Here is a 14,332-nt window from a genome sequence, read left to right on the forward strand (position 1 = left end):
GCGCCCGTCGTCACCACGACCACGCACGCTGCCCGATCGGCCGGACCGCGCTCGGGCGCGCAGTCAGCGGCCGGCCCAGGGGCCCATCCGGCAGCGCCCGTCGTCACCACGACCACGCACGCTGCCCGATCGGCCGGACGCCTCGGCCGACGCCGCCGGCCGCCCGACCCCGGACGCACCGGAGGCCCGGCACCACGTGGGTGCCGGGCCTCCGGGGTGGATCAGGGGGCGGGACTCAGAAGTCCATGCCGCCCATGCCGCCCATGTCGGGCGCCCCGCCACCGGCGGGGGCCTTCTCGGGCTTGTCGGCGACGACGGCCTCGGTGGTGAGGAACAGGGCCGCGATGGACGCCGCGTTCTGCAGCGCCGAGCGGGTGACCTTCACCGGGTCGTTGATGCCGGAGGCAAGCAGGTCCTCGTACTCCCCGGTCGCGGCGTTGAGGCCGTGACCCTGGGGCAGGTTGCGGACCTTCTCGGCGACGACGCCGGGCTCGAGGCCGGCGTTGAACGCGATCTGCTTGAGCGGGGCCTCGAGGGCGACGCGGACGATGTTCGCGCCGGTGGCCTCGTCACCGGTCAGGGACAGGGTGTCGAACGCGGCGGTCGCCTGCAGCAGGGCGACGCCACCACCGGCGACGATCCCCTCCTCGACGGCGGCCTTGGCGTTGCGCACGGCGTCCTCGATGCGGTGCTTGCGCTCCTTGAGCTCGACCTCGGTCGCGGCGCCGGCCTTGATGACGGCGACGCCACCGGCCAGCTTGGCCAGGCGCTCCTGCAGCTTCTCGCGGTCGTAGTCGGAGTCGCTGTTCTCGATCTCCGCGCGGATCTGGTTGACCCGGCCGGCGATGGCGTCGGTGTCGCCGGCGCCCTCGACGATCGTGGTCTCGTCCTTGGTGACGACGACCTTGCGGGCACGGCCCAGCAGGGAGATGTCGGCGGTCTCGAGCTTGAGGCCGACGGTCTCGGAGATGACCTCGCCACCGGTGAGGATCGCGATGTCGCCGAGCATGGCCTTGCGGCGGTCACCGAAGCCGGGGGCCTTGACGGCGACCGACTTGAAGGTGCCGCGGATCTTGTTGACGACCAGGGTCGCCAGCGCCTCGCCCTCGACGTCCTCGGCGATGATCGCCAGGGACTTGCCCGACTGCATGACCTTCTCCAGCAGCGGCAGGAGGTCCTTCACGGTCGAGATCTTCGAGTCGACGATGAGGACGTACGGGTCGTCCAGCGACGACTCCATGCGCTCGGTGTCGGTGGCGAAGTAGGGCGAGATGTAGCCCTTGTCGAAGCGCATGCCCTCGGTGAGCTCGAGCTGCAGGCCGAAAGTGTTGGACTCCTCGACCGTGATGACGCCTTCCTTGCCGACCTTGTCCATGGCCTCGGCGATCAGCTCGCCGATGGACGGGTCGCCCGCGGAGATCCCGGCGGTGGCGGCGATCTGCTCCTTGGTCTCCACGTCCTTGGCGGACTTGAGGAGCTCGGAGGTGACGGCCTCGACGGCCTTCTCGATGCCCTTCTTCAGCGCCATCGGGTTCGCGCCGGCCGCGACGTTGCGCAGGCCCTCGCGGACCAGGGCCTGGGCCAGCACGGTCGCGGTGGTGGTGCCGTCGCCGGCGACGTCGTCGGTCTTCTTGGCGACCTCCTTGACCAGCTCGGCCCCGATCTTCTCGTAGGGGTCCTCGAGCTCGATCTCCTTGGCGATGGAGACGCCGTCGTTGGTGATCGTGGGGGCGCCCCACTTCTTCTCCAGCACGACGTTGCGGCCCTTGGGGCCGAGCGTCACCTTGACCGCGTCGGCGAGGCTGTTCAAACCCCGCTCGAGGCCGCGGCGGGCCTCCTCGTCGTACGAAATGATCTTGGCCATTGGGAAGTGATTCCTCCGATGGGGGGGTGACACGACGGCTGGTCGGTCCAGGTGCCCGCGACGGACGACCGGGGCTCACGTCCGCCCGGTCTCACCGATCCGACCTGGCACTCGGGTGTCGGGAGTGCCAGGTCAATTCCTAGCACTCGCCCCCGACGAGTGCAACGTCCTCCCGGGCGGGATCAGCCCAGGACGAGCACCAGCAGCAGCACCACGAGCACCAGGGCGAGCACCCCGACCGCGGGCCAGACCCAGGCGGGCGTCGACGAGCCCGCGGCCGGGCCGGTGAACGCGTTGCCCGAGCGGGTCGGCGCGGGCGCCCGGACCCGCATGGCGTCGATCCCGACCGGCGGCGGGGCGCCGGGCACGGTCGGCGGGCCGTAGCCCCCGGTGTCGGACGGCGACCACGCCGCGGCGGGCACCGGGCCGGACGGGCCCGAGCCACCGGGACCCGACGGGCCCGACCCGAGGGACCCCCCGGCGGGGCCCGACCCGAGGGACCCCCCGGCGGGACCCGACCCGAGGGAGCGCCCGGCGGGGCCGGAGCCGGGGTCGGGCGCACCGGGCCGGCCGGCGCCGCGCGGCCGTGCCGGGGTGTCCTGCGGCGCGCCGGCCAGGGCGCGGCGGGCCAGCTCGACGAGCTCGGTACAGGAGCCGGGACGCCCGGCCGGGGTGGGGGCCATGCCGCGGGCGAGCACCTCGTCCACCGCGGCGGGCACCTCGACCTCGTCGCCGACCCGCGGCACCCGCCCGGCGAGGTGGCCGTCGATGACCTCGTCGACCGTGCCGCGGTACGGCGCGTGCCCGGTGAGGCAGGCGTGCAGCACGCAGGCCAGGGAGTAGACGTCGGTGCGGGCGTCGACCCGGTCGCCGCGCAGGTGCTCCGGCGCGGCGTAGGTCGGGGAGCCGAGGAAGTCGCCCGAGGCGGTGCGCTGGCCGGTCACCCCGCGGCGGGTGAGCCCGAAGTCGGCCAGGTAGACGTGCTCGGTGCCGTGGCCGGCCCGGCGGGTGACGAGGATGTTGGCGGGCTTGATGTCGAGGTGCACGAGGTTGCGCGCGTGCAGCGCGTCGAGCGCGTCGGCCACCTGGGCCAGCAGCGCGACCGCGCGTCCCGGGGCCAGCGGCCCGTCGGCGAGAAGCTGGGCCACGTCCACGCCCTCGACGTAGCGCATGGCCAGGAACAGCGTGCCCTCGAGGTCGCCGAAGTCGTAGAGCGGCACCACGTGCGGGTGGTCGAGCGCGGAGGTGTTGCGGGCCTCGTCGACGAAGCGCTCGCGGAACTCGGCGTCGTCGGCCAGCGCCTCGGACATGATCTTCAGCGCGACCGCGCGGCCGAGCCGCAGGTCGGTGGCCCGGTAGAGGATGCTCATGCCACCGCGGCCGATGACGGCCTCGACGCGGTAGTGGCCCAGCCGCCGCCCGACGAGGTCGCTCGCGGGCGCGTCGGCCTCGGGCTCGGGCACGGGATCGGGCACGCCCCGCACCCTAGCGTCGCCGCCGCCCACCCACCGGCGCCCCGACGGGCGCCCCCACGGTCGACCTTGCCCTGGCCTGGCGTGTCACTGACGGTGTCTTTACCATCACGGAGCGACACACGGCGACGAGGGGGCGGCACGATGGCGGGTCCGACGGCGGGGGCACGGGCACGACGCGGCGGGGTGGTCGGTGTGCTGGCCCTGACGCTGCTGCTGCCGGCGTGCAAACCGCTGGCGGGAGGCTCGCCGGGCGGGTCGGGCACCGCGGCGCCGAGCGGGACTTCGGCACCGGGCTCCTCGCAGCCCGGGTCGTCCGTGCCCGGCTCGTCCCAGCCCGGGACCCCGACGACGTCGAGCACGCCACCCACCACCCCGACGACCACCACGACGACCGCCCCGTCGACCACGAGCACCCCGCCCCCGGACCGCGTCCCCACCCTCACGGTGACCGAGGAGATGACGGGGCTCACCAAGCCCTGGGACGTCGTCGAGCTGCCCGACGGGACGCTGCTGACGGGGGAACGCAGCGGCACGGTGTTCGCCGCCGCCCCCGGCGGGCCGCGTCGGCAGGTCGCGTTCGACACCACCACGCTGTACGCCAACGGGGAGACCGGGCTCATGGGCCTCGAGCTCTCGGCCCGGTTCGCCGACGACCGGACCGTCTACGCCTGCCAGGGCCGCCTCGCCGACGCGGGCGGGCCCAACCGCATCGAGGTCGCCCGCTACACCCTCGACGCCGGCGCCACCGCGCTCACCCGCACCGGCACCGTGGTCGACGGCATGCCCACCGCGACCGGCCGCCACGGCGGCTGCCGCGTCCGTGACCTCGGGGACGGCTCGCTCGTCATCGGCACCGGGGACGCGGCCATCGGCACCACCCCGCAGGACCGGTTCTCCCTCGGCGGCAAGACGCTCCGCGTGGACGCCGCGACCGGCGCCGGGTGGCCCGGCAACCCGTTCCTCGGCGGTGGCGGTGACCCGCGCGTCCAGAGCTACGGCCACCGCAACGTCCAGGGCCTGGCCGTGCGGCCGACCACGGAGCAGCTCTACAGCGTCGAGCAGGGCACCTACCGAGACGACGAGGTCAACCTGGTCACCGCGGGCGCGGACTACGGGTACAACCCGGTCTACCCCTTCGGCGCCGCGGGCTACAACGAGACCGTGCCCATGACCCGTCCGGGCGGCACCCCCGCGGTGTGGAGCTCGGGCCCGTCGACGATCGCGACCAGCGGCGCGGCGTTCACCCGGGGGGCCGCCTGGGGCCGCTGGGCCGACTGGCTCGCCGTCGGGGTGCAGAAGGGGAACGAGCTCATGCTGCTGCAGCTGCCCGCCGACGGCGGCCCCGCCACGGCGCGGGTCGACGTGCTCACCGACCGCGGACGGCTCCGCTCGGTCACGGCCGCGGCGGACGGCTCGCTGCTCGTCACCACCGACAACGGGGGCGGCACCGACGTGGTCCTGCGGGTCACCCCGGGCTGAGGCGTCGCCGGACCCGCGGCGCGTGCGGACAACCCCGGGAGCGGGGGGCAGGATCGGGCGCGTGCGCACCGTTGCCGAGCACCAGGCCCTCGTGGCCTCGCTCCTGCCCCCGACCACCCCCGTCGCGCTGCCGCTGGAGCGGGCCGCGGGACGGGTGCTCGCCCACGACCTCGTCGCGGCCCGGCCGCTGCCCGCCTTCGACAACTCGGCCATGGACGGCTACGCCGTGCGCGCCGCGGACGTCGCCGGCGCGAGCGCCGAGCACCCCGTGCGGCTCGTCGTGGCCGCGGACGTCCCGGCCGGGCGGGTCGACGGCCCGCCCCTGGAGCCCGGCACCGCGCACCGCATCATGACCGGTGCCCCGCTGCCCGAGGGCGCCGACGCGGTGGTGCAGGTGGAGGCGACCGACGGGGGCACGGGCACCATCGGCGACGGCGGCACCGTGGAGGTCCGCGAGGCCCGCGAGGCGGGGCACCACCTGCGCCGCGCCGGGGAGGACGTCGCGGCCGGGGAGACCGTGCTGCGGGCGGGCACCGTGCTCGGCGCCGCCCAGGTCGGCCTCGTCGGGGCGCTCGGCGAGGCGACGGCGACGGTGCACCCCCCGGTGCGCGTGCTGGTGCTCTCCACCGGCAGCGAGCTCGTCGCCCCCGGGGAGCCGCTGGCCCACGGCCAGATCCACGAGTCCAACGGCGTCATGCTGGCGACCGCGGTCCGCGCGGCCGGGGCCGTGGCCGAGCAGCTGCTGTTCGTGCCCGACGACGTGGACGCCTTCCTCGGCCGGCTACGTGAGCGGCTGGCCGACGTCGACCTCGTCGTCACCTCCGGCGGGGTCAGCGCGGGCGCCTACGAGGTGGTCAAGGACGCGCTGGCCGACCGGGGCGTCGAGTTCACCAAGGTCGCGATGCAGCCCGGCATGCCGCAGGGCGCGGGCACCCTCGACGGGGTGCCGGTGGTGACGCTGCCGGGCAACCCGGTGAGCTCGCTGGTGTCGTTCGAGGTGTTCGTCCGCCCCGCGCTGCGCCGGGCCATGGGCTACCCGGACGTCGACCGGCCCGTGGTGCGGGCCCGCCTCGGCGAGCCGCTGCGGTCCCCGGCGGGCAAGCGGCAGTTCCGCCGCGGCAGCCTGGACCTCGACACGGCCACGGTGGTGACGATGGGCCCGCCGGCGTCGCACTTCCTGCGCTACCTCGCCGCGTCGGACTGCCTGCTCGACGTGCCCGCCGACGTCACCGACGTCGGTGTCGGCGACGAGGTCGACGTCTGGCTGCTCGACCCCGCCTGAGCCCCCCGCGCCGGGACGGTGGCCCGCCGCGTCCCACCCGTCCCACCGGCCCCGCAGCCGTCGTTGGGTGCTCGATGATCGTTGGTGCCACGATCGTCGCGAGGACCGCCCGGACGGGCGGCCCACCCAACGGAGGAGTCGTCATGCTCGGTCTCGGAATCATCGGCTGGATCATCATCGGCGGGCTGGCCGGCTGGATCGGCAGCAAGGTCATGGGCACCGACGCCCAGCAGGGCATCATCCTGAACATCGTGGTCGGGATCGTCGGGGGCCTGCTCGGCGGCTTCCTGCTCAACCTGTTCGGCGTCGACGTCAAGGGCGGCGGGATCATCTTCTCGTTCCTCGTCGCGCTCCTCGGCTCGATCATCCTGCTCTTCATCGTCAAGGCGGTCACGGGCAACAAGGCCCGTCGCTGAGCCACGTCCCGGGGGCCGCCCAGCCGGCCCCCGGACGCCCCCAGCGCCGCCTGCCTCTCCCGTAGCGTGGGGCGGGCCGGCGCGAACCGGGGCCAGCCGTCACCACCCCCGGCCCGCGCGCCCGTCGCGCCGACCGCCGGAGCAGCCGGCCCGACGACCGAGGAGTGACGGACGAGATGGCCCGCCGACCCCGCCCCGCGCGAGACGAGGCCACCGCCCCGCTCGAGCACCCCGGCCCCGCGCGCGAGGGGCTCGACCCCGGCCACGTGCTGGCCCTGGTCCGCGAGGCGGTGCCCCCGCTGCACCCCGCCGGCCTCCCGTTCGTCGTGGCCCCGGCCGTGGTGGGCCTGCTGGGCCGCCGCTCGCGGCTGGTCCGTCGCACCGCCACGGCCACCGCGCTGGCGTGCGCCACGTTCTTCCGCCACCCGGCCCGCGTCCCGCCGACCCGGCGCGGCGTGGCCGTCGCCCCCGCCGACGGCACCGTCGCCCTCGTCGACACGGCCGTGCCGCCCGCCGAGCTGGGCCTGGGCCCGGCCGCGCGCCCCCGGGTCAGCGTCTTCCTCTCGGTGCTCGACGTCCACGTGCAGCGCAGCCCCGTCGGCGGCCGGGTCGTCGACGTGCACCACACCCCCGGGGCGTTCCTCTCGGCGGACCTGCCCGAGGCCAGCGAGCGCAACGAGCGCACGGCCCTGCTGCTGCGCACCACCGAGGGGGACCACGAGGTCGTCGTCGTGCAGATCGCCGGGCTGCTCGCGCGCCGCATCGTCTGCAGCACCGCACCGGGCGCCACCCTGGCCCGCGGCGAGACCTACGGGCTGATCCGCTTCGGCTCCCGCGTCGACACCTACCTGCCCGAGGGGTCCCGGCTGCTCGTCGAGGTCGGCCAGCGCACGGTGGGGGCCGAGACCGTCCTCGGCGAGCTGCCGTGACCGCGGGCCGCGCCGGGGGCCGGTCGGCGCCGTCGCGCCGCCGCGGCGACGCCCCCGGCGGGTCGCGCGCCGCGCCGCGCACCCCCGGCCGCATCGACGCCGCCGACACCGAGACCCGCAGCACCGTGCGGGTGCTGCCCAGCGCCGTCACCGTGCTCGCGCTCTGCGCCGGCCTCTCGGCCATCAAGTTCGCCCTGGACGGCACCCCCGCGGCGAGCCTGGCGATGATCGGCGCCGCCGCCGTGCTCGACGCCCTCGACGGCCGCATCGCCCGCATGCTCGACGCGACCAGCCGCATCGGCGCCGAGCTCGACTCGCTGGCCGACGCGGTGTCCTTCGGCGTCGCGCCCGCGCTGGTCCTCTACGTCACCCTGCTGGAGGGCTCCCGGCTGGGCTGGGTGGTCTCCCTGCTCTACGCGGTGTGCCTGGTGCTGCGGCTGGCCCGGTTCAACACCCTGCTCGGCGGGGAGGACGAGCAGCCCTCGTGGACCAAGGAGTTCTTCGTCGGGGTGCCCGCCCCCGCGGCCGCGGTCATCGTGCTGGCCCCGGTCACGGCGTCGCTCGAGCTCGGCGAGGGCTGGTGGAGCTCGACGGTCGTCGTCGAGGTGTGGGTGGTGCTGGCCGCCGGCCTGGCCATCAGCCGGGTGCCGACGCTGTCGCTGAAGTCCGCGCGGGTGCCGCCGCGGCTCGCGGCCGCGCTGCTCGTCGGGGTCGGCGCGCTCGCGGCGGGCCTCATCACGTTCCCGCTGCTGGTCCTGCTCGGGCTCGTGCTGGCCTACCTCGCGCACATCCCCTACGCGGCGCACCGCAGCCGGTGGCTCGCCGCGCACCCCGTCGCCTGGGACTCCTCCCCGCGGGAGCGCCGCGCCATCCGCAAGTCGCTGCCCCGCCGCCGCCCGCGGCTGCGGCGCCGCTCCCGCGCCGTCGCCGGGCGCAGCCGCCCCGCCCGCTGAGCCGGACCCGCACGGTGCGCACCCCTAGCCTGGGGCGGTGGCGCCGACCCTCACGCTGACCGTGCGGCTCAACCCGTCCGCGGCCGACGCCCGGCGCGGGGTGGTGCGGCTGCACCCGGAGGTGCTCGCCGCGCTGGGGCTGCGCGAGTGGGCGGCGGTCTCGCTGCTCGGGGCGCGCCGCACCGCCGCCGTGGCCGCCGCGGCCCCTGGTGACACCGCCCCGGGCACGGCCCTGCTCGACGACGTCGCCCTGTCCAACACCGGGCTGCGCGAGGGCGCGGCGGTGGTGGTCGAGGCCGTCTCCCCCGCTCCGGCCCGCCGGGTCACCCTCGCCGGGTCCACGCTGGCCACCCGCTCGGTGCCGGCGACGACGCTGCGCCAGGTCCTGCTGGGCAAGGTGCTCACCACGGGCGACACCGTGTCGCTGCTGCCCCGCGACGTCGGGCCGGACACGGGCGCAGCCGCGGCCCGCGGCGCGCTGTCCGGGGCCATCGGCCCGACGTGGACCACGGAGCTGCTCACCGTCACCGCCACCGAGCCTGCCGGACCGGTCGCGGTCGGGCCCGGCTGCGCCGCCGGCTGGGCGGGCGCCGCCACCACCGACGGCGCGGCCGGCGGCGCGGTGGCAGGCGGCGCGGTGGCGGACGGCGGGGCGGACGGTGCCGCTCCTGACGGCCACCCCGCCGCGGCGCCGACTCCCCCGAGCACGCCGTCCCGCCCCGACGCCACCGGGCCGGACCTGCGCTCCCGCGCCCACGCCGGCGAGCCGTCCCCACCCACCCCGGTGACGCGGCCGCTGGCCGTCGCGGACCTGCTCGGCGCGCAGGACGTCGCCGCGCGGTTGGCCGAGTGGCTCGAGCTCAGCCTCGACCACCCGGCGCTGCTCGCGGGCCTCGGGGCGAGCGGGCACCTGGGGGTGCTGCTCTCCGGCCCGGCCGGGGTCGGCAAGGCCACCCTGGTGCGCACCGTGGCCGCGGACCGCACCGTGGTCGAGCTCGACGGCCCCACCGTGGGCGCCGTGGACCCGGGCACCGCGCTGGACCGGGTGCGCGCCGCCGTCGCCCGGGTCTCCGGCGGGGGCGTGCTGCTCGTCAGCGACGTGGAGGCGCTGCTGCCCGACGCGAGCCGCACGCAGGTGCCGCCCGCGCCGGTGGCCACCCTCGTGCTCGACGAGCTGCGCGCGGCCACCGCCCGCCCCGGGGTGGCCCTCGTCGCCACCACCTCCGAGCCCGACGCGGTGGACCCCCGGCTGCGCGCCCCGGACCTGTGCGACCGCGACCTCGGCATCGCCCTGCCCGACGCGCGGGTGCGGGCGGGCCTGCTCGAGCTGCTGCTGCGCGACCTGCCCACCACCGGGGTCGACGCCGCCGCGGTGGCCGCCCGCACCCCCGGCTTCGTCGCCGCCGACCTGCTGGCCCTGCGCCGCGACGCCGCGCTGCGGGCCGCCGCCCGGGCCCGCCGCGGGAGGGCCGAGCCGGCGATCAGCCAAGCGGACCTGCTCGCCGCGGCGGCCGCGACCCGGCCGCTGTCGCGCTCCGGCACCGACGAGCTCGCCGTGGGCAGCCTCGCCCTCGACGACGTCGGGGACATGGTCGAGACCAAGGCCGCCCTGACCGAGGCGGTGCTGTGGCCGCTGCAGCACCCGGACTCGTTCACCCGCCTCGGGGTCGAGCCCCCGCGCGGGGTGCTGCTCTACGGCCCGCCCGGGTGCGGCAAGACGTTCCTCGTCCGGGCGCTGGCCGGCTCGGGACGGCTCTCGGTGCACGCCGTCAAGGGCGGCGAGCTGATGGACCGCTGGGTGGGTGCGTCGGAGAAGGCGGTGCGCGACCTGTTCGCCCGCGCGCGCGGCTCGGCGCCGTCGCTGGTGTTCCTCGACGAGGTCGACGCGCTGGCGCCGCGGCGCGGGCAGAGCTCGGACTCCGGGGTGGCCGACCGGGTGGTGGCCGCGCTGCTCACCGAGCTCGACGGGGTGGAGCCGCTGCGCGACGTGGTGGTGCTGGGGGCGACGAACCGGCCTGAGCTGGTGGACCCGGCGCTGCTGCGCCCGGGCCGCCTCGAGCGGCTGGTGTTCGTCCCGCCGCCCGACGCGCAGGCCCGGGCGGCGGTGCTGCGCGCGGCGGGGGCGGCGGTGCCGCTGGCCGACGACGTCGACCTCGACGCGCTGGCCGACGACCTGGACGGCTTCTCCGCCGCGGACTGCGCCGCGCTGCTGCGGGAGGCGGCGATGGCAGCGATGCGCCGGTCGGTCGACGCGGCGGCGGTGTCCGCCGCCGACGTGGCCGCCGCCCGCGCGGCGGTGCGGCCGTCGTTGGATCCGGTGCAGGTGGCGGCCCTGCAGGCCTACGCCGACCGGCGCTGACCGCGCAGCCGACTCGCGCTGACGGCGCAGCTGTCCGGCGCTGACCGCGCAGCCGCGGCGGCCCCGTCGCGCCCCCCGGTAGGCTGGGAGCACGCTGTGGCGCAGCCGGACGACATCGTCGCGCGCCCCCGCCGGCCACCGCCCGACCGCTCGCCCTGACCGACGGAGCTCCCCCCTTGCTCGCCCTGCTGCTCGTCCACGCCCTGGCTGCGCTCCTCGCGCCGCTGCTGGTGCGCGTCCTGGGCCGCTCGGCGTTCCTGCTGCTCGCCCTCGCCCCGCTGGCCGCGCTGGTGTGGACCGCCCTGCACTGGGGCCAGGAGCTGCGTGCCGAGGTGGCGTGGGCCCCGTCGATCGACCTCAGCGTCACCCTGCGGTTCGACTCCCTCGCCCAGGTGATGGCCGTGCTGGTCTCCGGGGTGGGGGCGCTGGTGCTGGTCTACTGCGCCCGCTACTTCACCGACGGCGAGCCGCGGCTGGGCCGCTTCGCCGCGTACCTCACCGCCTTCGCTGGCACGATGCTGCTGCTCGTCGTCAGCGACAACATGCTGCTGCTCTACGTGGCGTGGGAGCTGACGACGGTGCTGTCGTTCCTGCTCGTCGGGCACTACAACGAGCAGGCCACCAGCCGCCGCGCCGCCACCCAGGCCCTGCTGGTCACCACCACCGGCGGGCTGGCGATGCTGGTGGGCATCGTCGTGCTGGGCCGGCTCGCCGGCAGCTACCTGCTCTCCGACGTCGTCGAGCGCGCCCCCCACGGCTGGCTGGCCGGGGTGGCCGTCGCGCTGGTGCTCGTCGGTGCGCTGAGCAAGTCCGCCATCATCCCCATGCACTTCTGGCTGCCCGGTGCGATGGCCGCCCCGACCCCGGTCAGCGCCTACCTGCACGCCGCGGCCATGGTCAAGGCCGGGGTGTTCCTGCTGGCCCGCCTCGCCCCCGCCTACGCGGACTCGGCGCCGTGGCGGCCGGTGGTCATCACCCTCGGGCTGGTCTCCATGCTCGTCGCGGGGTGGCGCGCCCTGCGGGAGTACGACCTCAAGCTCGTCCTCGCGTTCGGCACCGTCAGCCAGCTCGGCTTCCTCGTCGTCCTCGTCGGGTCGGGCAGCCGCGACGTCGCCCTGGCCGGGCTCGCGATGGTCGTCGCGCACGCCCTGTTCAAGTCGACGCTGTTCCTCACCGTCGGGGTCATCGACCACGCCAGCGGCACCCGGGACCTGCGCGACCTCGCCGGGCTGGGCCGCCGCCACCCCGTGCTGGCCGCCGCCGGCGGGGCCGCGGCGCTGTCCATGGCCGGCATCCCGCCGTTCATCGGGTTCGTCGGCAAGGAGGCGGCGTTCGAGACGCTGCTGCACGACGGCATCCCCACGACCGCGGGCGTGCCGGCCGCGGTGTGGTCGGTCACCGCCCTCGTCGGGGTGGTCCTGGGCTCAGTGCTCACCGTCGCCTACAGCCTGCGCTTCGTCTGGGGCGCGTTCGGCGCCAAGGGCGACTCGCGGCCGTCGCGCGCGGTCCGGGAGATGCACGCGCCGGGGTGGCTGTTCCAGGCGCCGCCGGTGGTGCTGGCCGTGCTCAGCCTCGCCGCCGGGCTGGCCGCCCCGCTGCTCGACGACCTGCTCGCCCCCTACGCCGACACCCTGCCCCCGGCGCCTGGCGTCGAGGAGACCTACCACCTCGCGGTGTGGCACGGCCTCGGCGTGCCCGTGTGGCTCTCGTTGTTCTGCATCGTCGGCGGGCTGGTGCTGTTCCGCTACACCGACCAGGTCATCCGGCTGCAGTTCGCCAGCCCGGCCCTGGGCAACGCCGACCGGGTCTACGACGGCTCGCTGCGGCTGGCCGACACGCTGTCGCTGCGCTTCACCCAGCTCACCCAGCGCGGCAAGCTATCGGTCAACCTGGCCACCATCGTGCTCACCCTGGCCGTGGTGCCGGGCGTCGCGCTGCTGGTGGGGGACCGACCCGCGCTGTCGGTGCGGCTGTGGGACTCCCCCGGGCAGGCCGTGGTGCTCGCGCTGGCCACGGTCGCCGCGGTGGCCGCCGTGGTGGTGCGCGGCCGGCTCTCCGCGGTGCTGCTGGTCGGCGCCACCGGGTACGCCGCGGCCGTGGTGTTCGCCCTGCACGGTGCGCCCGACCTGGCCCTGACCCAGGTGCTGGTGGAGACCCTGACGCTGGTCATGTTCGTGCTGGTGCTGCGCAAGCTGCCGCCCCGGATCGCCCAGCGCAAGCCCGTGGCCCGGCGCTCGCTGCGGGTGCTGCTGGCGGTGTCGGTGTCGCTGGTGCTGACCACCCTGGCCGCGTTCGCGGTCAACGCCCGGAGCACCACGCCGATCTCGGTGCTCTTCGCGGAGGCCGCCTACGGCCGGGGCGAGGGGAAGAACGTCGTCAACGTCACGCTGGTCGACATCCGCGCCTGGGACACGATCGGCGAGATCTCGGTGCTGCTCGTGGCGGCGACCGGGGTGGCGAGCCTGGTGTTCCGGCACCGCCGCTTCGGCAGCGCCCCGCGGGTGACCGACGCCCAGCTCGCGAACGCCCCGGACAGCGCGCGGGAGGGCGGGACGACCTGGCTGCGCGGCGGCGAGCTCGTCGACCCCGAGCTGCGCTCGCTGGTGCTCGAGGTCGCGGCCCGGCTGGTGTTCCCGACGATCATGGTGCTCTCGGTGTACTTCCTGTTCAGCGGGCACAACGCCCCGGGCGGCGGGTTCGCGGGCGGCCTGACCGCCGGGCTGGCCCTGGTCGTGCGCTACCTGGCCGGGGGCCGCTACGAGCTCGGCGAGACGGTGCCCGTCGACGTGGGCGCGATCCTCGGCGTGGGCCTGCTGCTGGCCGGCGGCACCGCGGCGGCGTCGATCGCGCTCGGCGCCCCCGTGCTCTCCTCGGCCGTGCTCGAGGTGACGCTGCCCGTGCTGGGCGACGTCAAGCTCGTCACCGCCCTGTTCTTCGACGTGGGGGTGTACCTGATCGTGGTCGGCCTGGTGCTCGACGTGCTCCGCAGCCTGGGCGCGGGCCTCGACGCGACCGACGAGGGGGAGGACGCGGACGACGCGAACCCGACGCTGGCCGACGCCGGCACCGACACCTCCCCCGCCATCCGCGAGGGGTACCGGGCGTGACGGGCGACGGGGTGCAGCCGTGAGCGCCAACCTGGGGCTGCTGGCGGTGGTGGCCGTGCTCTACGCGTGCGGGGTCTACCTGCTGCTCGAGCGCAGCCTGACCCGCCTGCTGCTGGGCGTGCTGCTGCTGGGCAACGCCACCAACCTGCTGCTGCTCACCTCCGGCGGGTCGGGGGGCGGGCCGCCGATCGTGGGCCGCTCCGGGGACGGGCCGGTGGCCGACCCGCTGGTGCAGGCGCTGATCCTCACCGCGATCGTCATCACCATGGGTCTGACGGCCTTCTTCCTGGCCCTGACCTACCGCGCCTTCGTCAACTCCCGCGCCGAGGAGGTCCAGGACGACCCGGAGGCCGCCGCGGTGGCCCGCCGCACCGGGGCCGACGCGCCGGACCGCGACCGCTCCGACGACCCCGCCACCGGCGCCGACACCGCCGCGGGCGACCGCTTCGGACCCGACGGGAGCCCCAC

General features: G+C 76.2%; 9 protein-coding genes and 1 pseudogene. 8 read left to right on the forward strand and 2 right to left on the reverse strand.

Going from position 1 to position 14,332, the window contains the following annotated elements:
• Window positions 1-235: 235 nt before the first annotated feature.
• Window positions 236-1,864, reverse strand: a complete 1,629-nt coding sequence (gene groL / locus ACYVOF_RS16245) for a chaperonin GroEL (RefSeq protein WP_460868260.1) — start codon at window positions 1,862-1,864, stop codon at window positions 236-238.
• Window positions 1,865-2,046: 182 nt separating this feature from the next.
• Window positions 2,047-3,339 (reverse strand): serine/threonine-protein kinase, encoded by a 1,293-nt coding sequence (locus ACYVOF_RS16250; protein ID WP_460868262.1) that lies wholly within the window; start codon window positions 3,337-3,339, stop codon window positions 2,047-2,049.
• Between the two features lie 315 nt (window positions 3,340-3,654).
• Between ACYVOF_RS16250 and ACYVOF_RS16255 the strand changes: the two genes are divergently transcribed.
• The 8 genes and pseudogenes from ACYVOF_RS16255 to ACYVOF_RS16290 all read left to right on the forward strand — a co-directional run.
• The gene (locus ACYVOF_RS16255; RefSeq protein ID WP_460868264.1) at window positions 3,655-4,818 is read left to right on the forward strand and encodes a PQQ-dependent sugar dehydrogenase; all 1,164 of its coding nucleotides are present in this window, start codon (window positions 3,655-3,657) and stop codon (window positions 4,816-4,818) included.
• Between the two features lie 61 nt (window positions 4,819-4,879).
• A complete protein-coding gene (moeA, locus tag ACYVOF_RS16260; protein ID WP_460868265.1) occupies window positions 4,880-6,100 on the forward strand; it encodes a molybdopterin molybdotransferase MoeA in 1,221 nt (406 codons plus the stop codon).
• Window positions 6,101-6,243: 143 nt separating this feature from the next.
• Window positions 6,244-6,516: a GlsB/YeaQ/YmgE family stress response membrane protein gene (locus ACYVOF_RS16265; protein WP_460868267.1), complete on the forward strand. Its 273-nt coding sequence runs from the start codon at window positions 6,244-6,246 to the stop codon at window positions 6,514-6,516.
• A gap of 176 nt (window positions 6,517-6,692) precedes the next feature.
• A complete protein-coding gene (locus ACYVOF_RS16270) occupies window positions 6,693-7,445 on the forward strand; it encodes a phosphatidylserine decarboxylase (protein WP_460868489.1) in 753 nt (250 codons plus the stop codon).
• Between the two features lie 92 nt (window positions 7,446-7,537).
• Window positions 7,538-8,398 carry a CDP-diacylglycerol--serine O-phosphatidyltransferase gene (pssA, locus tag ACYVOF_RS16275; RefSeq protein WP_460868491.1) on the forward strand — a complete coding sequence of 287 codons (861 nt, stop codon included), beginning with the start codon at window positions 7,538-7,540 and terminating at the stop codon, window positions 8,396-8,398.
• A gap of 37 nt (window positions 8,399-8,435) precedes the next feature.
• Window positions 8,436-10,757 (forward strand): AAA family ATPase, encoded by a 2,322-nt coding sequence (locus tag ACYVOF_RS16280; RefSeq protein ID WP_460868269.1) that lies wholly within the window; start codon window positions 8,436-8,438, stop codon window positions 10,755-10,757.
• 176 nt (window positions 10,758-10,933) lie between these two features.
• A complete protein-coding gene (locus ACYVOF_RS16285) occupies window positions 10,934-13,864 on the forward strand; it encodes a Na+/H+ antiporter subunit A (RefSeq protein ID WP_460868271.1) in 2,931 nt (976 codons plus the stop codon).
• Between the two features lie 19 nt (window positions 13,865-13,883).
• Window positions 13,884-14,330: pseudogene (locus tag ACYVOF_RS16290) on the forward strand (Na(+)/H(+) antiporter subunit C); the annotation flags it as partial.
• Window positions 14,331-14,332 lie beyond the last annotated feature (2 nt).

This window comes from Rhodococcus aerolatus (genome assembly GCF_054783215.1).